This is a genomic window from Nocardia pseudobrasiliensis NBRC 108224 (genome assembly GCF_001613105.1).
Lineage (GTDB): Bacteria > Actinomycetota > Actinomycetes > Mycobacteriales > Mycobacteriaceae > Nocardia > Nocardia pseudobrasiliensis.
Genome location: NZ_BDBS01000027.1, coordinates 83,040 through 107,661, shown reverse-complemented (window position 1 = coordinate 107,661; position 24,622 = coordinate 83,040). Strand labels below are relative to the sequence as shown.

The window sequence follows — 24,622 nt, the reverse complement described above, 5'->3', positions numbered from 1 at the left end:
ACTATCGCACGGTTCGCCCGACCAGTCTGCTCACCGCCCAGCCGCTGGCGAGTACGGCCGCGATCAACCAGACCGTGATGTTGACGACCGCGCCCGCGACGGCGGTGGACTGCACGATCGGCTGGCGGGCCAGGAAGCCGACGCCGTACAGCGGTGAGACGGCCGAAACGATCTGCAGTGGACCGGAATTGATCGGCACGAACAACCCGCCGAGGGCCGCCAGCAGCGTCAGTCCGGGCCCGACGATCTGCATGGCGTTCTGGGAACGCATGGTGAATCCGATGACGACGCCGAAGGCGGCGAACATCATCGATCCGAGCCAGCACACGATCGGGCACAGAATCCAGCCCGCGGTATTCATCTGCGCGCCGAGCAGCGCCCCGAGCGCGAACACCGGAATCTCCGAGATCGCCGCCTGGACCGCAGCGACCGCGACGCGCACCACCACATAGCTGTGCAACGACGGTGGCAGCGCGCGTAATTGGCGCACCCAGCCCTGCCAGCGTTCGGCCGAGATCTGCGCCGCGGCCGAGGTCGAGGCCATGGCCGAGGCGTAGGCCGCCATCGAGACCATCACGTAGGCCGTGGCATTGCCGCCGGGGTAGTGGTAGGTCTTCAGATCGTCGCGAATGCCGAAGATCACGAAGAACAGGGCGGGCAGGATCAGGGAGAAGGCCGCGAAGCGGCCGTTGTGGGCGATGCGGCGCAGGTCCAGGCCGATCCATCGGGGCAGCAGGTGGGTCGACATGGTCAGTTCTCTCCTCCGGGGGTGCCGAACAGGATCTTCTCCAGCGAGGCGCGCTCGACCCGGATGTCGTCGAAGCCGGAGTGCGCGACCAGGATTCGCTGCACCGCATCCGGCTCGCGGGTCATGACCTCCACCAGCCGCCCGCGCACGCTCACCTGCGGTGTCCCGGCCAGCGAGCGCAGTTCGGCGGTCGAGCAGGGCTGCCGCAGGCGCGCGGTGATCACCGACAATTCCGCGTGGTCGGCGCGCAGGGCCGAGACCGTGGTGTCGTGCACGATCGAGCCCTGGCGCAGGAAGATCACCCGATCGGCGTAGCGCTCGGCCTCCTCGATCAGATGCGTGGAGAACAGCAGCGCCCGCTCACCGTCGAGATATTCCAGGATGTAGTCCCAAATGGCCGCGCGCGCTTCGACATCCATGGCCGCGGTCGGCTCGTCGAGAATCACCAGCGGCGCGGCGGTGCTCAGGGCCAGCGCCACCTGCAGCCGTCGCCGCTCACCGCCGGACAGCACCGCGATCTTGGATTTGGCCACCGCGGTGAGGCCGAATCGGTCCATGAACCGGTCGACCCCGCCGAACGAGGTCCCGGCGAGGGTGGCGAAATAGTCGATCATGGCGGCGACGGTGAGATCGTGCAGCAGGCCACCGTCCTGCAGGCACGCCGTCACCCGCCCGGCGGCGACCGCCTGCGCCGGGGGCAGTCCCGACATCGACACCCAGCCGGTGCTGCTGGGCCCGATGCCGAGTGCGGCGTCGAGCAGGGTGGTCTTACCGGCGCCGTTGGCGCCCAGCAGCGCCACCGATTCGCCCGGTTGGACGCTCAGGCTCACCCCCGAGACGATGTCGCGGTCGCCGAGGGTGACGGTCAGGCCTTCGATTTCCAGTAGCGGATGCAAGGGCGGTCCTATCGTTCAGCGCAGGCGCGCGGGCAGTTTGGGGACGACGTCGTCGACGAGGTGTCGCAGGCTGGTGAGTGCGGCCTCGCGCGGCAGGTTCCCGTAGTCGAGCTGCCACAGCACGGTGTCGAGGCCGTCGAATTTCTCGTCGAGCGCGACGATCGCGTCCACCACCTCGCCGGGATTTCCGACGATCGCCGAGCCGGTCAGGCGCAGTTCGGTGCCGGTCATCGCGCGCAGGAACTGGGCCATCCCCGAATAGCTCTGGTAGTCGCGGGAGGAGCGATCGTCCCAGGCGGTGACCGCGTCGGACCACACCCGCACGTATTCGCCCAGACAGGCGTCGGCGAGGTCGGCGGCGCGATCGGAATCGGCGTCGATCAGCAGCGGCAGGCTGATCACCACGCGCGGTTTCGGCACGGCCGGGCGGCGGGCCACGAAGGATTCGCGGTAGCGGCGGATCAGCTCCACCGGGGCGACCAGTCCGCCCGGGGTGACCAGCAGACCGTGACCGTCCGCGCCGATGGTCGCGAAGCTCTCGGGCGTGCGCACCGCGGCGATCAGGGTCGGGATGCCGTGCGGCTGCACCGGTCGCGGCAGGATCGTCGCGTCGGCGATATCGAAGAATTCGCTCGACATCGAGAAGCGTTCGGCTTCCCACAGACCCACCACCGCGCGCACGGTGTCGGCGAAGCGGGTCCGGCTGCCGTCCATGGAGATTCCGAAGGCGTCGAATTCGTAGGGCAGATAGGCGCGGGCGAAGCCGACGTCGAGGCGACCGTGGCTCAGTGCGTCGACCATGGCCGCGTACGAGGCGAGTTTGATCGGGTGGTGGAAGTTGGGCAGGGTGCAGCCGGTCATGAGCCGGATGCGGCGGGTCTGCGCGGCGACCGCGGACAGGAACATGAACGGGCTCGGGCAGTAGCCGCCATAGGGATGCAGGAAATGCTCGGTCATCTTGACATAGCGCAGGCCGAGATCGTCCGCGGCTCGGCTGATTTCGAGCACATTGTCGTAGTAGACCCGCGGATCGAGCTGAGCGGGGCCGACGTCGGGGAGGAAGGAAACGCCGAAATCCATCAGGGGTCCTCTGTTTCGGTCACGGCCTCGGCGAGGCGGAACAGGATCGTTTCGGGGCGGCCGCCGCAGCCGAGGCGGTTGTTGTGCATGTGGATGATCGAGATCGCTACGGCTGGTTCGGATTCGGGCGGGAACTGCGGATCGGTCGCGCCGTCGCGCAACAGCGCTCGATAGGTCCGCCCGGCCGAGGCGACGAGGACCTCCGGAATCGGGGGCGGTGTGGCCGCCTCCCGGCGCTGCCAGAACTGTCGCCCGGCGGTGGCCAGGGCATGCGCGGCCGCGGGCCCGAATTCGGCCGTGCGCTCGGCCAATACGCGCAGCAGGAAATGCAGCGCGGCGTTCATGCGGGTGTTGGCGGTAGCGTTGTAGAGCGTGGGCAGCGCGATCCGGGTGGAGCGCACGAAGGTCTCGAGGATCGCGGGATAGCGCTCGCGCCCGCCGTAGCGGTCGTACTCCGGAACGAATTGCGCGGATACGACTCCGGGCGGGCGCACCGCGCCCGGATCTATGGACCGGCCGCCCTCACCGGCCCGTGCCAGCGCGCCCACGGTCGCCTCGTAGCGCGCCTGGTCCATTCCCGATGTGGCGCAAACGTGTGTGGCGAAAGCCTTTTCGGCCGCGTCGCGCAGATCCGTCAGATGTGCGGGGTGCAGGGCGCGCACGCGCAGATGCGGTCCGTGCAGCCAGTAGCGCAGGAAGAACCAGTCGTCGTGCGGGTACCGCGTGGCGAATTCGGTGATCACCGTGTCCTCGAGTGTGGGGTCGAAGGCCGGTAGGTGGATGTGGACCGAAGCGGGCGTGCTCACAGCGGCACCTCGATTCCCTGCTGCGGTGAGCGGCCCACGACGCAGGCGAGCAGGACATGGTGTTCGCGCGGCAGGTCCAGGGCGGAGGTGACCGAGACATCGTCGAAACTGCGGGTGGGACGCAGAATTCGAGCGGCCGCGGCGGCGGGATAGGTGAGTCCCTGGATCAGCCATCCGGCCGCGACGTAGGACCGGTAGACGGCGTCCTCGCCGCCGAGCCGGTGGATGCGCAGCAGATCCGCGGTCACGAAGACCAGTAGTTCGGCGCGGTGCAGATAGTTGCCGTTGCGCGCGGTGTTCGGGCCGCCGTGCCCGGCGAGGATACGATCCAGTGACGCGGAGGGGAATTCGCCGGTGACCGCGCCCGCGCCGGGACCGCGCCGGATGACGCGCCAGCGATCGGTACTCGTTCGATAGACGACTGTGAGCGTCGAATCGTTGTCGCCCAGGGCATTCGGCGCGGGTAGCAGCCAGTCGGCGATATAGCGCAGTTCGTCGCCGGTGCAGCCGGGGGAGGCGGTGAGATACATGCCCGGCAGCCCGCGCGGCATGCGCCCCGCGCTGCGCCGCCCGAGTACGCCGCTCCAGGATCCCGCGCCCGCGGGCGTGCCGCGCCGCTCGAGGGGCACCGCACCGTCCTCTTGGGCCACCGAGAAGCGCACGGCGGGAGGTGATTCGGTGAGCCCGGGATCGATGTCGGCGATGCGCTGGCGGAAGATCGCCAGCATCTCCGCGCAGTGCCGCAGGGCGAAACCGATTTCCAGGCGGATCAGCACCGTGCGCAGCGGGCCGTAGAAATCGGGCAGCCGTTCGGCCCACCCCTCCAGCGTGAAATCGGCCGTGGTTGTGCGGGGTTCGCCGTTCCAGGTGTCCGCCCACGGGTCGTAGACCAGCCCGTCTCGATCGCGCAGCGCCACCGGGTATTTCGCCCGCACCGAGGGTAGCGCCGCGTGAAAGGCGTACTCGCCGGAGCGCTCGTAGCGGCGTACCCGGAAGGCATTGGCCAGCACCGCGTCCGGGGCCACGCGCGGTGCGACGGCGGCCTCCCCGTACGGTGTGGCGGCCAGGACGCGCTCGGCCGCCCCGGCGGCGGCCGAGCGCACCACGGGCCCGGGTGTGGCGCCCGAGGAGTCGATCTCCGCGCCCGGTGTCAGGACCGCGGCGGCGACATTCTTCGCGATGCCGAATCGGCGCGCGACATCGATCGCCGAGAGGCCGTCGGCGGTCACGGGAACGGATGGGGTTCGAGCTGGCGCGTGTCGCGGAGCAGATCCGCCCGGCCGATGGTGCGCAAGGTTTCGAGTCCTCTCACTCGCAGATGCGCGGTACCGAAGGTCATCGGCAGCGCGCCGGGGACGACGCATTTGACGGCGTGCAGGCCGAGATCGGTGAGCTCGACATTGCCCTGATCGATGAACACCGGTTCGCCGAGACCGGCGCGGTGCAGCCGCTCGGTAATGGCCGCGATCAGCTCCAGCGCCGAAAGCGACTGCGGAAGTTCCGGATTCGGAGCGAAACGCGTCAGTTGCGACAGGGTCAGCCGCGGGCCGCGGCATTTCGCACGCACCCGGAACCCGTTGTGGGGGAGCAGGTGGTAATCGATGTGATCGTCGATGGTCCGCACGTCCCACCGGGTCCTGAGCGCGGCGGCGATCTGCGCGTGGGTGCGATCGCGCGGAGTGCGGATGATATTGACCAGTTCCCACAGCCCGGCCGTGAGCGCGGCCTCCCAGGTGAGTCCGGATCCGGCCGCGCAGAACACATACGGGAAGCGCCCGTCGCGCTGGAAGGCGAAGGCCCCCAGCACCGCGACGCCACCCGGGCCGGGCATGACCACCGCGATCGGCTCGAAGCCGGCGGCGGCGATCTCCTCGACCAGTTCGGCCGGTGTGGGCGGCAGTGCGGTGAGCGCCAGCCTCGGCAGCACGTCGCGCCGATACCAGAAGCGCAGGAACGCATCCCGCTCCAGCACCTCGAGCAGGGCGTGCAGGCCCGCCTCGGCAAAGCTCGCGCCCAGCGCCGAACCGCTCGAGGATTCCTGGAAGTCCTTGTCGCGGCCGCGTTCCCGGCTGCGGCGCGCGCGATGGTAGTCCACGCCGAAGGCCGGTTCGTAGTTGTAGAAGGCGATATCGGCCGGGACGTGGACGATCTGGCCCGAGACGGCCGTGCGTCCCGCGACCCACAGCCGCGCCGGAGCGCGCGGCGTGCGGATGCGGCTGGTGCGCGCGGCCAGTTGGTCGTCGTGGTAGCCGCCGAGGTCGAGTTCGCCGAGCAGGATCGCGGTATCGGGCAGTTCGTGGCGGGAGAGGAGACGGTCGGCGGTGAACGGGTGACCGCACAGCCGCTCATAGGCTTCCATCACCGCGACGAAGGCGGCCTGATCGAAGCGGATCGCCCGGCCGAAGCCCATATTCGGCGACTGCGGCAGCATGGCTCCGGTCATCGCGCCGTAGGCGGTGTGCACCCGAACGAGGCCGGTGATCGGGCCGACCAGGTCGTCGTGCAGGGCGTGGACGAATTCGTCACGCGGTGCGCGGTCCTGGAAGCGGGCGCCACGCAAGCTCGGTCCGAGCGATGCCTCGGCCGCGGGCTCGTGCTGAGCGCGGTGGCGGCAGGCGTAGCAGCCCACGGATCGGTGCAGGCGGTGCAGTCGCGCGCCACGCCGATCGATGAGGTAGCACGGCTGGGTCGCGTCGCTCGAGTCCAGGGTGTCGGTCCCCTGCAGATCGGCGAGTACGGCCTCGACGGTCAGCCGGACCGACAATGCGGGAGTGCCCGACCACAGGCGTACCCACGGGTGAGTCAGATTCGCCGCGTCGGTCGCGAGCCGTAGGCGATATTCCAGACAGCCCAGGCAGGCCCGGTCCCCGCCGCGGTAGCCGGGGCCGACCGCGACGCGATCGCCGAGCGCGTACACCGGTAGCGCGGGCGTACCGGCGGCGGCCGTGCGGCGGCAATGATCGTGCAGCCGCAGGAAATCGGCGCCGTGAATGGCGCGGTAACCGGTCGGGTCAGACATCGTGCGCTCCGATCGGCAGTACCGCGGCATGGATCGGGGTGTGTCCGTGGAACGGGTCCGGCTCCGCGAATCGTGGTGTGCGCCGCGCGAGTTCGGGAAACGTCGTGTGCAATGTCATCGTGAGCCGGTCGAGTTCCGCGGCGTCGAGGGCATTGAGCGCCATGGTGTTGACCGCCGGGGTCGCGATATAGCCCACCGGTTCGTCGGCCAGCAGCGCCGCGACGAAGGCCGAGGCGACCGCGCAGAACACCGCTTCCTCGACCGATCGGCCGAAGGCCGTGAATTCCCCACCGCGCGAACGGGTTCGGGACGCCTGCCAGCCCGTGTCGCCCACCGGCGCGATCGCGACCTCTACCCGATCGACCAGACGCTGTTCGAGATCGACCCACATCCGACGGGCGAGGATCGCCTCGACCTCGGAGTATTGATGCGGCCGCCAGTGCGTCAGCGGGGCCGCCCGTAGGTATCCGTCGGCCACCGCGAGTTCGGGAGACGTTCCCGCACAGGCGATCTCGCCGGGCCGCGTACCGACCGACAGGTCCACCCGGGCCGCCGCGAGCACCGCCTCCACCCGCGCCGCATCGTGTTCGGCGGCCCAGCAGACCTGATCCGGGACCGCGGCCGCCGCCGCGCGTACCGACCGGGCCGCCGCGGTGCGCACCGGTAGCTGCGGCAGCCGGTCGCCGTCGACCAGGCGCACGCCGAAACTCCAGTCGCCCTGCCAGTATTGGGCCAGCGACAGGGTGTCGCCGGTGCCGTCGCCGGTGGCCGGGTACCGCACCCGGTCGACCGTCAGTGGTTCCGCGCACACGAATTGCGCCGTGCCGGTGGTGAGTCCGGCGAGTTCCTCGACCGCGGCCAGGGCGGCCAGGCGGGGCGCGAGCGAGCGCGCGGCCGGGCGCGAGGCATCCGACAGTTCGGGCCGCCAGCAGCGCAGCCGCTCGCGCAGCAGGGCGAGTCGATTGCCGCCCGGATCGCCGGTGCCGCTGAGAATCACCGCGGGCCAGTCGGTGAGGTCGAGCTCACCGATGCCGATCGCCGCGCCCGCGGTCACGGTGATCCGATCCCGGGATGCGGTGTCGGAGAAGCGAATTCGATCGCGAGAGATGCCGCACAGCGCCAATGTCGCCGCGACGGGCTCGCGATGCTCCTCGTCGATCTCGACCACCGCGGTCGCATTCGCCAGCCGGGCCTTGGCGGTCTCCGGATCGGACAGGCGGCCATCGATCTCGGCGCTGATCCCGGGATGCCGCGCCGACCATTCCGATTGGCCGACGAAGGTGTCGAATCCGTTGGGATCCAGCACTCGCACGAGATCGCGGTGCACCAGCACCTGGATCAGCGACAGCACCGAATCGGGATCGTCGCCGCGGCGATCGCAGTGGGCGCGCAACTCGGTCTCGGCGATCCCGCGCACGAGTTCGGGTTCGTAGCGCAGGAAGACCTCATCGGCCCGCACGGCGGTCTTCAATACGAATTTGCCCACGCTGCCGCCGAAGAACGTGCCCTCGCCGGGCACATGTGCGACGTGCACGCCGGGGCGCAACACCAGATAGCGATCAGCGGACACGGCGGACGTCCTCGTGCAGCACGATCTCGGCGGCGGCGCGGCCGGGATATCCGGCGGGCAGGGCCTCCTCGATATGGGTGAAGTCCCGCTCGTCGCCGAGGCGTTTGCCGAGGGTGCTCACCGACAGCAGGCTCGCCGCGTCGACGAAGACCGGTTTCGGGTGCGGGCGTTGCGGATCGATCCGCCACAGATCGCGTTTGACGAAGAACTGTTCGGGCAGGCCGAATTCCGCGCAGCGGCGGCGTAGTCCGGCGAGGGCGTGCGCCGGGCGACGTTCGGACAGCAGTCCCGCGAACAGGGGCGTCAGGCCGTACCAGCGGCGGCGGTCCAACACCACATCGCCCACGCGCAGCCGCGGTACCGCGCTCACCCGATCCGGATCCGCGCCGACCGCCCGATGCCGGGCCGTCATCGGTGTACGGATCAGCCGCCCGCCGAGCTGCTGCCAGCTCACCAGCCGCACGTGATACGGAAACCGTTCCGGCATACCGGTTCCGAACGACATCGGCGCGACGAGACGATCGTCCTCGTCGAGGATCTCGAGGCCGAGCCCGTCGGGACGCACCCGCAGGCGCAGCCGTGACCACCGCTGCGCCGTGGCGGTCTCCGGGGTGAGGGCTGGGCAGTGATTGACCGACATGCCGTGCAGATCGGTGACCTGTTGTATCGGGCGCGGCCACGCGCGGATTCGGTCGCGGAACAGGTCGAGCGCGCCCGCGTGTTCGGGAATCCGGTCGTGCAGGAAGCGGGCCAGCATCGAACCGTTACCCGCATAGCCGTCGTTGACGACGACGCCCCCGGGAAACCGTTGCAGATACACCGCGTACGACAGCTCGAACAGCTCATCGAGCTCGGCCGGTGCGGCGGCGAGCAGGGCGGCCGCATCGGTGGGTGAGTAGCGCACCTCGGGCGCGTTCGCCGCCGCGCGCACGCGTTCGCCGACCGCGGCGTCGATTTCGTGGCGCAGCGCCCGCAGCGTCGGATAGGCCGGGCTGTGCACCAGTCGGCCCAGATCGCGCTCGGCGATATCGTCGCGCAGCGCGAGTTGATAGCGGGTGTAGGTCTTCTCCACCAGCGTGCGTGCGACCGTGAGCAGCGGCAGCTGCTGATCCGCGCCGAACAGTTCGCAGTAGGCGGCGGTGCTGATCAGGCGCAGATCGACATTGCGGTCGTAGACCGAGCGCAGGCGCAGACTTGCGTCCAGGCCGTCGATCGAGTCGCGGGCCGCCCGCAGATCGGTCGGTGTCGGCGCTGCCAGCGAATCCTCGTACACCGTGGGCTGAATGGGGCGGCCCACGACGGTCGCCCGGGTCTCGAGCGCGGTACGCACCTCGAGGATGCGCCGGACCCGCTCGTCGCCGGTGGCCGCGGCGGCGTCGGCCAGATCACGGCCGAATTCGTCGTCGAGATCCAGTGAGGTCACCGGCCGGAAGGTGTCGGGGGCGGGGACGAGCAGGCCGTTGGTGACGCAATTGTCCACGGCCCCGGTCAGAGCCTGCGCGCTCGGACCGGGTAGTTGTTCGGCCAGCCGCGCGGTCAGCTCGTCGATCGGCATGGGTCCGGTGTCGGCGACCGCGAGCAGCGCGCGCACGAAAGCCGTTTCCGGCAAACGGATCTGGCGGACCAGCCCATCGGGTCCGACGGCCGCGAAGCGGACGACACCGGAGTCCGGCGCGCGCGACACGCTGTGATTGAGCTGCCATCGCGATCCGGGCCGCTCGCCGCCCTGGATCGAATACTGCTGGGAGAACGAGGGATGCAGTACGCGGATGATTCCGGTCGGCGCGGCGCCGGCCAGCTCCCACAGTGAGCTGCCGCTCGCGGCGTCGTCGGGGTGCACGCTGACGGCGGTGAGCCGACCGAACGGGGTGGTGCGCAGCATGGCTCGATAGGCCAGATCCAGTAATCGATGTTCGGCGCGACGGGCGCTCTTGGAGCGGTCCCGGCCGCCGGTGGCGGCGTAGCCGGTGACCCCGCGGTACTGGTCGGGGGAGCTCAGGGCGGCGGTCTCGGCGAATTCCGGTCGCATGAGAAGCGTTGCCAGCGTGGCGCGTTCGTCGGCGATCCGGTCCTCGGCGGTGTCGTGCAGTTCCTGTTCCAGTTCGGCCAGTCGCCGCCGCAGCTTGGCGTGGCGGGTGGCCGCGTCGGCGAGGCGGATATCGGCGCGCAGCGCCTCGGGCAGATCGGGCAGGCGTCTGCCGTCGCGCAGGCGGCGCTGCAGATCGACCAGGACGCGGGCGGTATCGGCGTCGACATCGGCGACGGCCCGGTAGGCCAGGGTGTGCAGTTCCCCGGCGACGGTCGCGGATTCGTCGAGGACGGCACGGTATTCGACACACCAGTCGCGCGTCGACTCGGGCGCGAGCGGCCGATACGCGACGACATTGCGCCGCAGGGCCGCCAGGGGTAGCGGGGTCTTCATGAACCGGACCTCACGCGGTGGATCCGCGCGGGGTGCGCGAGTAGGCGATCAGCAACGAGGCGGTCAGCGTCGTGAACAGCACCGTGAGCACCGTGGCCACCATGCCGTGCCGATAGCCGCTGGCGCCCGCGACGGCCCCGACGGCCGTGCCGGCCAGGATCGCCGCGGCGATACCGCCGTAGATGGGCCGCCGATACGACCACATCATGATCAGGAAGTGCGCGCCGACGACGAAGGCCGACCACGGCACCATCCAGACCGAGTCGTAGTGGTTGTTGAGGATGTAGGAATTGCCCGCCCCCAGCGCGGCGGCCTCGATCACCACGATCCAGGTGAAGTTCATCCGGGCCGGTTGCGGCTGTGCGCCCGGTCGCGCGGGCGGGCTGCGCCAGGCGAAAACCGTTGTCGCGAGGCTGATCACGACCAGTACGCACAGATACGCGAAGGCGAGGCGGTAACCGTGGCGCCACAGCGTGGGATAGGCCGTATTCAGCAGGAACAGCAGGATCAATGAGGCGACGGTGAACGATATCGCCTGGCCGCGGTTGCTCATAGCGAGACGTCGATCCCTTCGTATCGGGTGGGCGCGTAGTGGGCGAGGTCCGGTGGGGTGGCCTCGCGGTCGAGCTTGGCGAAGATCGCGGCGGGATCCCAGCCGGTCCGCGCGCTGTATTCGGTGAGGATCGTGGCCGCGGCGAGGCGCAGTTTCAGGCCGATCCCGATGAGGGGGAACAGATTCGCGTAGACGAAGCTCAGCAGTTCGCGCAGGGCGCGGAACCAGGGCTCGTCGTAGTCGTCGATCAGTTCGCCGTAGGTGGTGTGGAACCGCGAGCGCACGGCCGCGCCGGACGCCGCGGGTGCGGGTGTGGCGCCGAGCGCCTGGAAGTGGCCGAACGACCAGGCCAGTGGGATCGTCCACGGCGAATGGGCCGCTTCGGCGGTCTGGCCCAGCCAGTCCGCCTCGGCATCGATCCAGCGGCGCGCGGTGGCGTCGAGCCGCTGGCGGTTGTCGGGGGACAGCAGATTGTTGGACAGGCCCTCGACATGGGATTTGAACGAGATCAGTCCGTGCGCGCGCCCGGCCGGATGCAGATCGGCGACCGCCGACATGAGCGAGACCGCGCAGTGCAGTGGAGTACGGTCGCCGGCCTCCGCACTCCACCGCAGCAGGCCTTCGGACATACGGGTCCGGACCGGTTGATGATCGACCGGCTCGGTGACGGCGTGGTAGGCGATCGAATCGGGTTGGACACCCGCGGCATTGCCGATCCAGTCCCCGATGGCATCGGTCAAGTCCCCGGCGCGAGTGCAGATCGTGATCCGCAGGGCGGACGAATCGTCCAGGGCCCCCCGAAGATACGAATCGAATACGCCGTGGCCGTCACGCAACCACCGGAACACCGGATCGACGGTGTGACGCAGCACGGCTACTACTTGCCGGTCATCCGTCTCGAATCCGATCCCGACCACATCGACCTCCCCGTTTCCGACAGCGAACAGGTTCTCGCTCCGAGCGTTGCTCCGGCGACGGACCTAACTCAGCAGCAGGACGACGAGCTCGACGACGAGCAGCAGACCCAGCCACTCGAGGCGCCGACCTCCGGCATGCTGACGGAGTCGGCGAAGTCGATGATCTCGACCTGCGAGAAATCGATCAGTTCCTTGGTCTCAGTGCCCATTGCACTACTCCTTCGTTAGACATTGTGTCGGGTTGTGGACGGCGTATTCGAAATGCGTCCATCGCGAATACGAGGTGATGGTATGCGATGGAATTCCGTAATTTACAAGCAAATATATCTCGGCTGTGGCCAAGATCACGTTTTCGGTATTGGAATTCCGCCATTTCGGACCGGAGGTGACTGATTTGTCCGAATGCGACTTCGTGAGCGGGGTAATGGTTGAATCTCTGTGTATTAACCTCCGGTTCATTCGGGATTGCGTCGACGCTGTGGATCGGAGGTCCGGCGACCGCGTAGCGCACCTGCCTCTAGCTTGGTATTAGGCCTCTGTCCGGCCAACGGTAGGCGCTGTGATCCCGAGCACGTCCTGACAGATAGTTCCAGGTGGTAGCGATAAGTCGGCGTCAAGTTGCAGGATTCAACGCGGCGTACCCCGAAAGTTAACCAACCCGTAATATCCCTATCGGATATTATCGACGCGATCAATTTGCATCTGCATTCGTAATGCGTCGGGGAGATTGCAGCTACATTTCAGCGATTCGAGCAGGAGTCGGCGTGAATATTCGTGTGTCGCCGTGGCGAGGAATTGGTCGCGCGGGATATCTGGTGGCCGCTGTCGGCGCTGTCGGCGTCGCGGTGGTCGCCGGTGCGACGCCCGCGGCCGCGGGGTTCGTGGATCCGGCGTCGCTGGGCGTGCGGATCGACCATCAGGAAAGAGCCGACACCCTGGACGGCTACTCGGTCATGGTCACCGAGGGCAATACCCGGGTGCGCAGCGTGCCGCCGCTGGAGAGCAGTCCGCTCGGTCGTGAGGCCTTCCTCGACGGCATCGCGGTCGGGCAGGTCGACGGTCCCGCAGGCGCGACCGTGCGCGGCGCGGTGCTCGATGTCGGCTTCGAGATCGGATATCCGGTGGCGCTCACCGGAGTCGAGGTCGATATCGCCACCCCGAGCCTGTCGGTCACCAACACCGTGACCGCGGGTGTGGGCGCGGGCGGTCCGAATGTGAGCGTATCCGGCGGAGTGAACGTGACCGTGATCCCCTCGGACGCGGTCAAGGTCAACCTGCGCCCCGGCGGCAGCGTCGAGCGCAGCGTGGCCAAGGTCGCGCTGTCCAATCCCGGTGCGTATCTGGACCTTTCGGGTACGCGCGTGGCGGTGAGCGGGGCGATCGGGCAGGTTCAGCTGCGGATCTATGTGCGGATGAGCATGAGCACCGACGGCGGTCGGATCACCCGGGTCGTGTACAGCGATCCGGTTCAACTGTGAGAGGAGCGATGTCGTGAACAGAGTGCGTATGGCGTGCGTGCTGGCGCTGGCTGCGGTCGCGATCGGCCCGGCGGCGGTGGCGTGGGCCGACGGCGATCCGGCCGGGGGCGGCTCGAACGCCCCCGCGGTGAATGTGCCGGATCCCGAACCGGTGCCGTTCATCCTCGGCGGTCATCCGTTCTCGGTGCCGGAACCGGTGTCGCCCCAGCCGTGAGAGGTGTGACGACGGTTCTGGTGGCCGCCGCGCTGGCGGTCGCCGCCCCGGATTCGGGCTCGGCGCACGCGACCGAGATCCGTATCGACCAGCATGAAAGTGTGCGTACGCCAGACGGATTCGCGCTGACCGTCAGTTCGGCCGATACCCGGGTGCGTGCGGTGCCGGCGTTGGACGGCAATCCGCTCAGCCGGGAGGCGTTCGTGGACGGCATCGGTATCGGCTCGGTCGACGGGCCGATCGGTGCGCGGGTTCGGGGCGCGATTCTGGATGTGGGCCTCGAATTCGCCCGGCCCGCAACGCTGTGGGGCGTGCAGCTGATCGGCAACGCGCCCGCCGCGAATATCACCATCGGGCCCACGGTCGCCGTCGATCCCACCGGCGCGGTCGCACCGGGCGGTTCGGTCGGATCCGGGGGGACGGCCTGGCCCGAGGAGGATGCCAAGGTGGTGATCGACCCGGGTGGCGTCGTGGACCGTAGCCTCGCGAAGTTCGCGATGACGAGTTCGGCCGCGTACGCGGATCTTTCGGGTACCCGGGTCGCCGTGACCGCGGCGCTGGGACCGGTGTCGGTGCGTATGTATGTGCGGATGGTCCTGTTCACCGACAACGGTCCGACCAGTGCCGTGGTGTACGGCGCTCCGGTCACGCTGTAGCGGGTCAGCGCGTCTCGAGGTGGGCGCGGACGAAATCGACCACGGCGTCGGAGAATTCGTCGTTGACATCGCTGGCGGCCGTATGCGCCGCGCCGCCGATCTCGACGTACTCCATATGCGGCACCAGGTTTCGGAACTCGGCCACGCCCTGCTCGCTGACCACGTCGGACAGCCGCCCGCGCACCAGCAGCACCGGGATGCTCAGCTGCCGGGCCGCCTGCTCGAGCAGTTCGGTATGCCGTTCGACGTCCTCGCCGCCGCCGGACATCATGGCCGGATCCCAGTGCCAGTACCACCGGCCGTCCTCGCACAGACGCAGATTGCGGCGCAGACCCTCGGTGGTACGCGGGCGCGGGCGATGCGGCAGATAGGCGGCGACGGCGTCGGCGGCCTCGTCGAGGCTGGCGAAGCCCTCGGGGTTGGCGCCGAGGAAGTTCAGGACGCGCTCGACGCCTTTGTGTTCCGGCCGCGGTACCACATCGACCAGCACCAGTCCGGCGATACGCTCGCTGCCCGGGCGCGCGGTGGCCAGCAGCGCGGTCAATCCGCCCATGCTCGCGCCGACCACGATCGCGGGGCGGCCCAGTTCGGCGAGGATGCCCAGCAGATCGGCGGTCATGGCCTCGCGGCGGTAGTTGCCGTCGGGCGCCCAGTCACTTTCCCCGTGTCCGCGCGCGTCGAGCAGCACCGCCCGCATGCCGGCCTTGGCCAGCGCGGCCCCGGATTCCTTCCAGGAGTGGCGGGTCTGGCCGCCGCCGTGCAGGAACACCGCGAGCGGGCCGTCCTCGGGTCCCCAGGACTCGCCCGCCAGCGTGATGCCGCCGTACCCGGTGAAGGTGATGCGCCGCGGTTCGGAGAAGTCAGCTTCATTGCTCACCCTGACAGCATGGCATACGGAGATTTACGGCGTACGAACGCGGCTGTGGCCGTTTCGCGCGCGTTCGGCGCGTGCCTGTGATATCTGTTGCGTGCGAACGGGTTTCATCAACGAGGGGATTACGCGGGTGCGCCGCTTGCTCATTGCCGTCCTGGCCGTCGCTGCCGCGCTGAGCGGTATGACGACCGCCGCGCCCGCCCGGGCCGGCGCGCCCGCCACGCCGGTGATCTTCATCCACGGCCGCAATGCCGATGCGGGAGTCTGGGGTTCGGCGCAGGCGGCGTTCCGCACCGGCGGCTATCCGGCCGATCGGATGTTCGCCTGGGACTACGACACGGCCCGATCCACCAATGAGGTGGTCGCCGGGCAGCTGAGCGCCTATGTCGATCAGGTGCTGCGGCAGACCGGTGCGGGCCGGGTCGATATCGTCGCCCACAGCCTGGGCGGTCTGTCGGCGCGCTGGGTCGCGAAATTCGGTGGGGGAAACCGGATTTCGCATCTGGTCACACTGGCGAGCCCGAACCACGGCACCGAGGTGGCCTGGCTGTGCGCCACCTGGGATCAGGGGTGCCGGGATATGACGCCCGGTTCGTATGTGATCACCAAGCTGAACTCCGGCGTCGAGACGCCGGGCCCCACCGCCTACACCGCGCTGTGGTCGTCGTGCGACGAGCAGGTCGTGCCGCACCACAGCGCGCAGCTGGCGGGTGCGACCAATATCGAGACCGGCTGTCTGAAGCACAACGACCTGCTGACCGACCCGGCCGTCATCGCCCGGGTGCTCGCGACGGTCACCGGATGAATCACTGCTGCGCGACCACGGTGAAATGCGATTCGACACAGCACGGGCCCGTCGGCTCTCGGTATCCGGCGTCGACATGGTCCGGGTCGGATGGATCGCCCACCAGCGAGACGAACAGATAGGCCCCCGGCTTCGTCGCGGCGGTGTCGGCGGCCGAGGTCAATGTCTCGGCGAGATCGGCCCGCCCGGCCGGGGTCCAGCCGCGGCCGGGGACGAGCTGGGCGATCGCGGGGCCGAGCCTCATCCGGGATACGGCCGCGGTCTCTTCGTGGGTGAGCGAGAGCGCCGTGCCGTCGGTCATGGCGTCGGGTCCGATCGAGACGGCCGACGCCGTGCCGACGCCGAGTGGCACCGCGGTCGCCGCGACGATCAGGATCGTGCCGGCGGCGATTCGAATACGCATGTCGCACCTCCTCTGCCTGCGGATTACCACATGGTTGCCAGGCGAATCGGCGATGTCCATGCCGTGGCGCGAACTCAGCGGTCGCCGTCGCATGCCCATATGTCCGTATTCGCCCAGGTGGCGGCCCTCACACCGGCCACCCCCGATGGCGGTCGATCGCGGGCGCGCTGCTAGAGTTTCCCGCCGGAAGACATCCTTTAAAGGACCGTCCGGTGAGGCGGGGAAGGAGGTCGGCATGAGCGTGCCCGAGGACCGGGCCGCCAGGTCGAGCGCGGGCGAATATTCGCAGCGGCACGATCCCGAATGGGTGCGGGCCGGGCGTGAGCTGTTGTCCGCCCAGGATGTCGGCCGGACCATCGCGCGCATGGCGCATCAGATCATCGAGAAGACCGCCCTCGACTCCGCGGATCCCAGCATCCCTCGCGTAGTGCTGATCGGAATCCCCACGCGCGGAACCGGTTTGGCCACACGGCTGGCCGATCGGATCGAGGAGTTCTCCGGCGTGCGCCCGGCCGTCGGCTCGCTGGACATCACCCTGTATCGCGATGATCTGCGCAATCGCCCGCACCGCCCGCTCGAGCGCACCTCGGTGCCCGAGGGTGGGATCGAGGACGCGCTGGTGGTTCTGGTCGACGACGTACTGTTCTCCGGTCGCAGCGTGCGATCGGCCCTCGACGGCCTGCGCGATCTGGGCCGTCCCCGCGCGGTGCAGCTGGCGGTGCTCATCGATCGCGGCCATCGCGAACTACCCATCCGCGCCGACTACGTCGGCAAGAACGTCCCGACCGCCCGCAGCGAGGACATCTCCGTGCTCTTGACCGAACACGACGGCCGCGACAGCGTGTATCTGCATCAGGGGGAGGGGAAGTGAGGCATCTTCTCTCCGTCACCGATCTGGATCGCGACGCCGCCACCGAATTGCTGGATGATGCCCAGCGTTTCGAGCAGGCCCTGCTGGGGCGTGAGGTGCGTAAGTTGCCGACGTTGCGCGGGCGCACGGTGATGACCGTGTTCTTCGAGAACTCCACTCGGACCCGGGTCTCGTTCGAGGTCGCGGGCAAGTGGATGAGCGCGGATGTGATCAATGTCAGCGCCTCGAGCTCCTCGGTGTCCAAGGGCGAATCGCTGCGCGATACCGCGCTGACTCTGCACGCCGCGGGCGCCGACGCGCTGATCGTGCGGCATCCGGCCTCCGGCGCGGCCCATCAGATCGCGCGCTGGTTCGGCGAATTGGATTCCGGGCGCGGCGGTTACGCGGGCGTGGGTCCGGCGATCATCAACGCCGGCGACGGTATGCACGAGCATCCGACCCAGGCCCTGCTCGACGCGCTCACCCTGCGTCAGCGCCTCGGCGATCTGGCGGATAAGCGGATCGTGCTGGTCGGTGACATCCTGCACAGCCGGGTGGCCCGCTCGAACGCGTTCCTGCTGAGCATTCTCGGAGCCGAGGTGGTGCTCGTCGCGCCGCGTACGCTGCTGCCGGTCGGCGTGGACGCCTGGCCCGTGCGGGTTTCGCACTCCCTCGACGCCGAACTGCCGGGGGCGGACGCGGTCATGATGCTGCGCGTGCAGGCCGAGCGGATGAACGGCGGATTCTTCCCGTCGGCGCGCGAGTACTCGATCAACTACGGACTGAACGAGCGACGTCTGGCGCTGCTCGACGAGCACGCGGTGGTGCTGCACCCGGGTCCGATGCTGCGCGGTATGGAAATCGCGCACTCGGTGGCCGATTCGCCGAAAGCGGCGGTGCTGCAACAGGTCACCAATGGCGTGCACATGCGCATGGCGGTGCTGTTCCGCCTGCTGATCGGAGCCGGGGAGGCGGTGGCATGAGAAATATCGTGATCAAGAGTGTCCGCCTGTACGGCGAGGGCGAACCCGTCGATGTGTTGATCGTCGACGGTGAGATCCGCGAGATCGCCGCGGATCTGGACGAGGCCGACGCGGAGGTCATCGACGGAACCGGGCAGATCCTGCTCCCCGGTTTCGTCGACCTGCACACGCATCTGCGCGAGCCGGGCCGCGAGGACACCGAAACCATCGAAACCGGTTCGGCCGCCGCGGCGCTCGGCGGTTACACCGCGGTGTTCGCCATGGCCAATACCAGCCCGGTCGCCGACAGCGTCGTGGTCACCGATCACGTGTGGCGGCGCGGGCAGGAGGTCGGCCTGGTCGACGTCTATCCGGTCGGCGCGGTGACCGTGGGCCTCGAGGGTAAGCAACTGGCCGAGATGGGCACCATGGCCGCGGGCGCGGCCGGGGTGCGGATGTTCTCCGACGACGGCCACTGCGTCTACGACCCGCTGATCATGCGGCGGGCGCTCGAGTACGCGAACACCCTCGGTGTGCTCATCGCCCAGCACGCCGAGGAGCCGCGGCTGACCAAGGGCGCGGTGGCGCACGAGGGCCCGAATGCCGCGCGGTTGGGTCTGCACGGCTGGCCGCGCGCGGCCGAGGAGTCGATCGTGGCCCGCGACGCGCTGCTGGCCCGCGACGCCGGTGCGCGCGTGCACATCTGCCACGCCTCCACCGCGGGCACCGTCGAACTGCTGAAATGGGCGAAGGGCCAAGGCATTTCGATCAGCGCCGAGGTCACCCCGCATCATCTGCTGCTCGATGATTCGCGGCTGGAGACCTACGACGCGGTCAACAAGGTCAATCCGCCGCTGCGCGAGGCCAGCGATGCCCAGGCGCTGCGCCGGGCGCTGGCCGAGGGCGTCATCGATTGCGTGGCCACCGACCACGCCCCACATGCCGAACAGGACAAGTGCTGCGAATTCGCCGCCGCCCGCCCCGGCATGCTGGGACTCGAGACCGCGCTGTCGGTCATCGTCGAGACGATGGTGCGCACCGGGCTGCTGGACTGGCGCGGGGTGGCGCGGGTGATGAGCGAGAACCCTTCGCGCATCGCGGGTCTGGATGATCAGGGCCGGCCGCTGGCGGTCGGCGAACCGGCCAACCTGACGCTGGTCGATCCGGAGACGGAATGGACCGTGCGGGCAACGGAGCTCGCGAGCATTTCCGACAACACGCCTTTCGAGGCGATGACCCTGCCCGCGCGGGTGACGGCGACGTTGCTGCGCGGGCGGATCACGGCTCGCGACGGCAAGGCGAGAGTGGGTCTGTAAATGGAGCGACTGCTGTGGGTGCTCGGGCTGCTGGCACTGTTTCTGCTGTGCCTGTGGCTGATGTATCGGGCCTGGCAGAACAAGGCGCGCAAGCAGGCGGCCTCGGTCGGTGAATTGCCGCCGGTGCCCGCCGAACTGGGCGCGCAACTGCTGGAACCGACCACGGGCCTCTACACCGGAACCACGCTGGCCCCGAGCTGGCAGAACCGAATCGCGGTGGGCGATCTGGGGTTCCGGGCCACGGCGGAGCTCACCCGCTTCGAGCGGGGCATCCTGCTGGAGCGCGACGGTGCGGCGGCGATCTGGATTCCGAACGAATCCATCACCGCGGTGCGTACCGAGCGGGGACATGCGGGCAAGGTGATGACAGCAGAGGGTGTGCTGGTAATTCGCTGGAAACTGCCGACCGGGACCGAGGTGGACACCGGATTCCGAGGGGACGACAAGACGGTGTATCCGGCCTGGACGGCGAACACGACCGGCACGACGACGGGAGACGAGAGAGCATGAGTGGTTCGACCGCTGTGATGGTGCTCGAGGATGGTCGCGTATTCCGCGGCGCGTCCTTCGGGGCCACCGGAGAGACCCTGGGCGAGGCGGTGTTCTGCACCGCGATGACCGGATATCAGGAGACCCTGACCGATCCGAGTTATCACCGCCAGATCGTGGTGGCCACGGCCCCGCAGATCGGCAATACGGGCTGGAACGACGAGGACGACGAGTCGCAGAAGATCTGGGTCGCCGGTTACGCCGTGCGCGACCCCGCCAAGCGCGCCTCGAACTGGCGCTCGACCACCACGCTGCAGGACGAGCTGGAACGCCAGCACGTGGTCGGCATCGCGGGGATCGACACCCGCGCGCTGGTGCGGCATCTGCGCTCGCGCGGTTCGATGAAGGCGGGCATCTTCTCCGGCTCGGCCGCCGACGCCTCGACCGACGAACTGCTGGCCCGGGTCAACGGCCAGGCCTCGATGCTCGGCGCGGATCTGGCCGAGGAGGTCAGCACCGACAACGTCTACACGATCGAGCCCGCCGACGCGCATCGGTTCACCGTCGTCGCGGTCGATCTGGGGATCAAGACCAATACCCCGCGCATGTTCGCCGAGCGCGGTATGCGGGTGCACGTGGTCCCGTCGAATGTGACGCTGGACCAGATCAAGGAACTCGAGCCCAACGGTGTGTTCCTGTCCAACGGTCCGGGCGATCCGGCCACCCAGGACGCCGCGGTGGATCTCACCAAAGCCGTTCTGGGCGAGGGGCTTCCGCTGTTCGGCATCTGTTTCGGCAACCAGATCCTGGGCCGTGCGCTGGGTTTGAAGACCTACAAGATGAAGTTCGGCCACCGCGGCATCAACGTGCCGGTCGTCGACCACGCCACCGGACAGATCTCGATCACCGCGCAGAACCACGGCTTCGCGCTCGAGGGCGAGGCCGGACAGCGCTTCGACACTCCCTTCGGCGTCGCCGAGGTCAGCCACACCTGTGCCAACGACGGCACGGTCGAGGGCGTGCGGCTGGTCGACGGTCGCGCCTTCTCCGTGCAGTACCACCCCGAGGCCGCCGCGGGTCCGCACGACGCCGCCTATCTTTTCGACCGCTTCGCCGGTCTCATGGAGGGAGTCTGATGCCACGCCGCGAGGATTTGAAGCACATCCTGGTGATCGGCTCGGGCCCGATCGTGATCGGCCAGGCCTGCGAATTCGACTACTCCGGCACCCAGGCGTGCCGGGTGTTGCGGGCGGAGGGCCTGCGGGTATCGCTGGTCAACTCCAACCCCGCCACGATCATGACCGATCCGGAGTTCGCCGACTCGACCTACGTCGAGCCCATCACCGCGGAATTCGTCGAGAAGGTCATCGACAAGGAGCGCCCCGACGCGATTCTGGCGACGCTGGGCGGCCAGACCGCGCTCAACACCGCGGTCGCGCTGCACGAGCGCGGCGTACTGGAGAAGTACAACGTCGAGCTGATCGGCGCGGACTTCGAGGCCATCCAGCGCGGTGAGGACCGGCAGAAGTTCAAGGACATCGTCGCCAAGGTCGGCGGGGAGAGCGCCCGCTCCAGGGTCTGCTACACCATGGAGGAGGTGCGCGAAACCGTTGCGGAACTGGGCTTCCCGGTGGTCGTGCGGCCCTCGTTCACCATGGGCGGGCTGGGCTCGGGCATGGCCTACAACGATGCCGACCTCGATCGCATCGCCGGCGGCGGCCTCGCGGCCTCGCCGACCGCGAATGTGCTCATCGAGGAATCCATCCTGGGCTGGAAGGAATACGAGCTCGAGCTGATGCGCGACGGCCGCGACAATGTCGTGGTGGTCTGCTCGATCGAGAACGTGGACCCGATGGGCGTGCACACCGGTGATTCGGTGACCGTGGCGCCCGCGATGACCCTCACCGACCGCGAATACCAGAAGATGCGCGATCTGGGCATCGCCATCCTGCGCGAGGTCGGCGTCGACACCGGTGGCTGCAATATCCAGTTCGCGGTCGACCCCCGCGACGGTCGCCTGATCGTCATCGAGATGAATCCGCGCGTCTCGCGCTCGTCCGCGCTGGCGTCCAAGGCGACCGGCTTCCCGATCGCCAAGATCGCCGCGAAGCTGGCCATCGGTTACACCCTCGACGAGATCGTCAACGACATCACCAAGGAAACCCCCGCCTGTTTCGAGCCGACGCTCGACTACGTGGTGGTCAAGGCGCCGCGGTTCGCCTTCGAGAAGTTCGTCGGCGCCGACGAGACCCTGACCACGACCATGAAGTCGGTCGGCGAGGCGATGAGCCTGGGCCGCAACTTCTCCGAGGCGCTGGGCAAGGTGCTGCGTTCGCTCGAAACCAAGGCCGCGGGCTTCTGGACCCAGCCCGACGGCGAGTGGACCGATCCGGCCGCGATCCTCGACGATCTGCGCGTGCCCACCGAGGGCCGCCTGTATCAGGTCGAGCGGGCGCTGCGACTGGGCGCGAGCATCGAAGAGGTCGCGGCCGCCTCGGGGATCGACCCGTGGTTCGTGGCCGAGGTCGCGGGCCTGGTGGATCTGCGGGTGTCGATCCTCGCCGCGCCGGTACTGGACGAGCCGCTGCTGCGGTTCGCCAAGCACAACGGCCTGTCCGATCGTCAGATCGCCGCGCTGCGACCGGAATTGGCGGGTGAGGACGGCGTGCGCGAGCTGCGTCACCGGCTCGGCATCCGGCCGGTCTACAAGACCGTCGACACCTGCGCGGCCGAATTCGAGGCCAAGACCCCTTACCACTATTCGAGCTACGAGCTGGATCCCGCGGCCGAATCCGAGGTCGCCCCGCAGCTCGAGCGCGACAAGGTGCTCATCCTGGGTTCGGGTCCCAACCGCATCGGCCAGGGCATCGAATTCGACTACTCCTGCGTGCACGCCGCCCACACGCTGCGCGACGCCGGATACGAGACGGTAATGGTCAACTGCAATCCGGAGACCGTCTCCACCGACTACGACACCGCCGATCGCCTCTACTTCGAGCCGCTGACCTTCGAGGATGTGCTCGAGGTGTATCACGCCGAGCGCGAGTCGGGCACGGTCGCGGGCGTGATCGTGCAGTTGGGCGGGCAGACCCCGCTGGGCCTGGCGCAGCGGCTCTCCGACGCCGGCGTGCCGGTGGTCGGCACCTCCGCGGCGGCGATCGACCTGGCCGAGGACCGCGGCGAATTCGGGCATGTGCTGGTCGAGGCCGGACTGCCCGCGCCGAAGTACGGCACCGCCACCACGGTCGAGCAGGCCAAGAAGATCGCGACGGGCATCGGCTATCCGGTGCTGGTGCGGCCGTCCTACGTGCTCGGCGGGCGCGGTATGGAGATCGTCTACGACGAGGCCTCGCTCGAGGGCTATATCTCCCGGGCCACCGAGCTGAATCCGGATCATCCGGTGCTGGTGGACCGGTTCCTGGAGGACGCCATCGAGATCGACGTCGACGCCCTGTGCGACGGCGAGGAGGTCTACCTCGGCGGCGTGATGGAACATATCGAGGAGGCCGGTATCCACTCCGGCGACTCGGCGTGTGCGCTGCCGCCGATCACCCTGGGCCGCAGCGATATCGAGGCCGTGCGCCGCAGCACCACCGCGCTGGCCAAGGGCATCGGCGTGCGCGGCCTGCTCAATGTGCAGTACGCGCTCAAGGACGACGTGCTCTACGTGCTCGAGGCCAATCCCCGCGCGAGCCGGACGGTTCCATTCGTCTCCAAGGCCACCGCGGTGCCGCTGGCCAAGGCCGCGGCGCGAATCATGTTGGGCGCCACCATCGCCGAGCTGCGCAAGGAGGGCATGCTGCCCGCCGAGGGCGACGGCGGCCACGCGCCGATGGACGCGCCCGTCGCGGTGAAGGAAGCGGTGCTGCCGTTCCACCGGTTCCGCCGACCGGACGGCTCGGGAATCGACTCGCTGCTGTCGCCGGAGATGAAGTCGACCGGCGAGGTGATGGGTATCGACGCCGATTTCGGTACGGCTTTCGCCAAGAGTCAGACCGCGGCTTACGGCTCACTGCCGACAGAGGGTACGGTGTTTGTGTCGATTGCCAACCGCGACAAGCGAGCCATGGTGTTCCCGGTCAAGCGGCTGCACGACCTGGGCTTCCGAATTCTGGCTACCGAAGGAACGGCGGAAATGTTGCGGCGCAACGGAATTCCGTGTGAACGGGTGCGCAAGCACTCGGAGCCGTCGCCTACCGACGCACCGACGATCGTGGACCAGATCAAGGATGGTGAGATCGACATCGTGTTCAACACCCCTTACGGCAATTCCGGACCTCGGGTCGACGGCTACGAGATCCGAACCGCCGCGGTGGGTGCGAACATCCCGTGCATCACGACTGTGCAGGGCGCGGCCGCGGCCGTGCAGGGCATCGAGGCAACGATCAACGGCGGAATCGGGGTGCGCTCACTGCAAGAGCTGCACGCCGTACTGCGTGGCTGACTCAGGAGAGGAACGTAACGGTGGGAGCCATCGGGTTTGGGGCAGGTGCCCGGCCGGTGGGCGCAGGGCGGGTCAAGCCCCGTAAGCGCCGCGCTGTCGAGACCGGTGAGGCCGCCTTGC

23 protein-coding genes are annotated in these 24,622 nt (G+C 68.6%); 11 read left to right on the top strand and 12 right to left on the bottom strand.

Annotated elements, in window-relative coordinates; genetic code table 11:
* Window position 1: 1 nt before the first annotated feature.
* Genes NP4_RS21390 through NP4_RS21345 form a run of 10 tightly spaced genes read right to left on the bottom strand, consistent with a single transcriptional unit; the run spans window position 2 to window position 11,966 of the window.
* The gene (locus NP4_RS21390; protein WP_068000500.1) at window positions 2-748 is read right to left on the bottom strand and encodes an ABC transporter permease; all 747 of its coding nucleotides are present in this window, start codon (window positions 746-748) and stop codon (window positions 2-4) included.
* A 2-nt stretch (window positions 749-750) separates the two neighbouring features.
* Window positions 751-1,644, bottom strand: coding sequence for an ABC transporter ATP-binding protein (locus NP4_RS21385; protein WP_068000497.1), 894 nt, complete (start codon window positions 1,642-1,644; stop codon window positions 751-753).
* A gap of 15 nt (window positions 1,645-1,659) precedes the next feature.
* Complete coding sequence (locus NP4_RS21380; protein WP_068000492.1) at window positions 1,660-2,724, bottom strand: LLM class flavin-dependent oxidoreductase; 1,065 nt, start codon at window positions 2,722-2,724, stop codon at window positions 1,660-1,662.
* Window positions 2,724-3,530, bottom strand: coding sequence for a lantibiotic dehydratase C-terminal domain-containing protein (locus NP4_RS21375; protein WP_068000489.1), 807 nt, complete (start codon window positions 3,528-3,530; stop codon window positions 2,724-2,726). The genes NP4_RS21380 and NP4_RS21375 overlap by 1 nt, the downstream gene beginning before the upstream one ends.
* Entirely contained in the window at window positions 3,527-4,759 is a 1,233-nt protein-coding gene (locus tag NP4_RS41695; protein WP_068000486.1) for a nitroreductase family protein, read from the bottom strand. Before NP4_RS41695 ends, NP4_RS21375 begins: the two co-directional genes overlap by 4 nt.
* Window positions 4,756-6,549: a TOMM precursor leader peptide-binding protein gene (locus NP4_RS21365; protein WP_068000483.1), complete on the bottom strand. Its 1,794-nt coding sequence runs from the start codon at window positions 6,547-6,549 to the stop codon at window positions 4,756-4,758. The genes NP4_RS41695 and NP4_RS21365 overlap by 4 nt, the downstream gene beginning before the upstream one ends.
* Window positions 6,542-8,119, bottom strand: a complete 1,578-nt coding sequence (locus NP4_RS21360; RefSeq protein ID WP_068000480.1) for a hypothetical protein — start codon at window positions 8,117-8,119, stop codon at window positions 6,542-6,544. Before NP4_RS21360 ends, NP4_RS21365 begins: the two co-directional genes overlap by 8 nt.
* Window positions 8,109-10,541: a lantibiotic dehydratase family protein gene (locus NP4_RS21355; protein ID WP_068000479.1), complete on the bottom strand. Its 2,433-nt coding sequence runs from the start codon at window positions 10,539-10,541 to the stop codon at window positions 8,109-8,111. The genes NP4_RS21360 and NP4_RS21355 overlap by 11 nt, the downstream gene beginning before the upstream one ends.
* A 10-nt stretch (window positions 10,542-10,551) precedes the next feature.
* On the bottom strand, window positions 10,552-11,094 hold the full coding sequence (locus tag NP4_RS21350; protein WP_068000476.1) for a hypothetical protein: 543 nt from the start codon (window positions 11,092-11,094) through the stop codon (window positions 10,552-10,554).
* A complete protein-coding gene (locus NP4_RS21345; RefSeq protein WP_068000473.1) occupies window positions 11,091-11,966 on the bottom strand; it encodes a hypothetical protein in 876 nt (291 codons plus the stop codon). Before NP4_RS21345 ends, NP4_RS21350 begins: the two co-directional genes overlap by 4 nt.
* On the opposite strand from NP4_RS21345, the gene NP4_RS43555 reads away from it, so the two are divergent.
* The 4 genes from NP4_RS43555 (at window position 11,955) to NP4_RS21325 (ending at window position 14,359) form a co-directional block, all read left to right on the top strand.
* A complete protein-coding gene (locus NP4_RS43555; RefSeq protein ID WP_068000470.1) occupies window positions 11,955-12,239 on the top strand; it encodes a hypothetical protein in 285 nt (94 codons plus the stop codon). The genes NP4_RS21345 and NP4_RS43555 overlap by 12 nt on opposite strands.
* Before the next feature lie 536 nt (window positions 12,240-12,775).
* On the top strand, window positions 12,776-13,489 hold the full coding sequence (locus NP4_RS21335; RefSeq protein WP_068000467.1) for an MspA family porin: 714 nt from the start codon (window positions 12,776-12,778) through the stop codon (window positions 13,487-13,489).
* A 13-nt stretch (window positions 13,490-13,502) separates the two neighbouring features.
* Window positions 13,503-13,703, top strand: a complete 201-nt coding sequence (locus NP4_RS41690; RefSeq protein ID WP_169813777.1) for a hypothetical protein — start codon at window positions 13,503-13,505, stop codon at window positions 13,701-13,703.
* Window positions 13,704-13,708: 5 nt separating this feature from the next.
* On the top strand, window positions 13,709-14,359 hold the full coding sequence (locus NP4_RS21325) for an MspA family porin (protein ID WP_068000461.1): 651 nt from the start codon (window positions 13,709-13,711) through the stop codon (window positions 14,357-14,359).
* Window positions 14,360-14,363: 4 nt separating this feature from the next.
* Here NP4_RS21325 and NP4_RS21320 read toward each other — a convergent pair whose 3' ends face one another.
* A complete protein-coding gene (locus tag NP4_RS21320; RefSeq protein ID WP_068000458.1) occupies window positions 14,364-15,236 on the bottom strand; it encodes an alpha/beta fold hydrolase in 873 nt (290 codons plus the stop codon).
* A 91-nt stretch (window positions 15,237-15,327) separates the two neighbouring features.
* Between NP4_RS21320 and NP4_RS21315 the strand changes: the two genes are divergently transcribed.
* Complete coding sequence (locus tag NP4_RS21315; protein ID WP_211335840.1) at window positions 15,328-16,038, top strand: esterase/lipase family protein; 711 nt, start codon at window positions 15,328-15,330, stop codon at window positions 16,036-16,038.
* A 1-nt stretch (window position 16,039) separates the two neighbouring features.
* On the opposite strand, the gene NP4_RS21310 is transcribed toward NP4_RS21315, so the two are convergent.
* A complete protein-coding gene (locus NP4_RS21310) occupies window positions 16,040-16,441 on the bottom strand; it encodes a hypothetical protein (RefSeq protein ID WP_068000455.1) in 402 nt (133 codons plus the stop codon).
* Window positions 16,442-16,676: 235 nt separating this feature from the next.
* Here NP4_RS21310 and pyrR point away from each other — a divergent pair, with 235 nt between their 5' ends.
* The 6 genes from pyrR to carB are packed head-to-tail and all read left to right on the top strand — an operon-like array spanning window position 16,677 to window position 24,502.
* Window positions 16,677-17,312, top strand: a complete 636-nt coding sequence (gene pyrR / locus NP4_RS21305; protein ID WP_068000453.1) for a bifunctional pyr operon transcriptional regulator/uracil phosphoribosyltransferase PyrR — start codon at window positions 16,677-16,679, stop codon at window positions 17,310-17,312.
* Entirely contained in the window at window positions 17,309-18,274 is a 966-nt protein-coding gene (locus tag NP4_RS21300) for an aspartate carbamoyltransferase catalytic subunit (protein ID WP_068000450.1), read from the top strand. The genes pyrR and NP4_RS21300 overlap by 4 nt, the downstream gene beginning before the upstream one ends.
* A complete protein-coding gene (locus NP4_RS21295; protein ID WP_068000448.1) occupies window positions 18,271-19,569 on the top strand; it encodes a dihydroorotase in 1,299 nt (432 codons plus the stop codon). The genes NP4_RS21300 and NP4_RS21295 overlap by 4 nt, the downstream gene beginning before the upstream one ends.
* A complete protein-coding gene (locus NP4_RS21290) occupies window positions 19,570-20,079 on the top strand; it encodes a PH-like domain-containing protein (RefSeq protein ID WP_068000445.1) in 510 nt (169 codons plus the stop codon).
* Window positions 20,076-21,194 carry a glutamine-hydrolyzing carbamoyl-phosphate synthase small subunit gene (gene carA / locus NP4_RS21285; protein ID WP_068000442.1) on the top strand — a complete coding sequence of 373 codons (1,119 nt, stop codon included), beginning with the start codon at window positions 20,076-20,078 and terminating at the stop codon, window positions 21,192-21,194. The genes NP4_RS21290 and carA overlap by 4 nt, the downstream gene beginning before the upstream one ends.
* Window positions 21,194-24,502: a carbamoyl-phosphate synthase large subunit gene (carB, locus tag NP4_RS21280; protein WP_068000439.1), complete on the top strand. Its 3,309-nt coding sequence runs from the start codon at window positions 21,194-21,196 to the stop codon at window positions 24,500-24,502. Before carA ends, carB begins: the two co-directional genes overlap by 1 nt.
* Window positions 24,503-24,622: the final 120 nt, after the last annotated feature.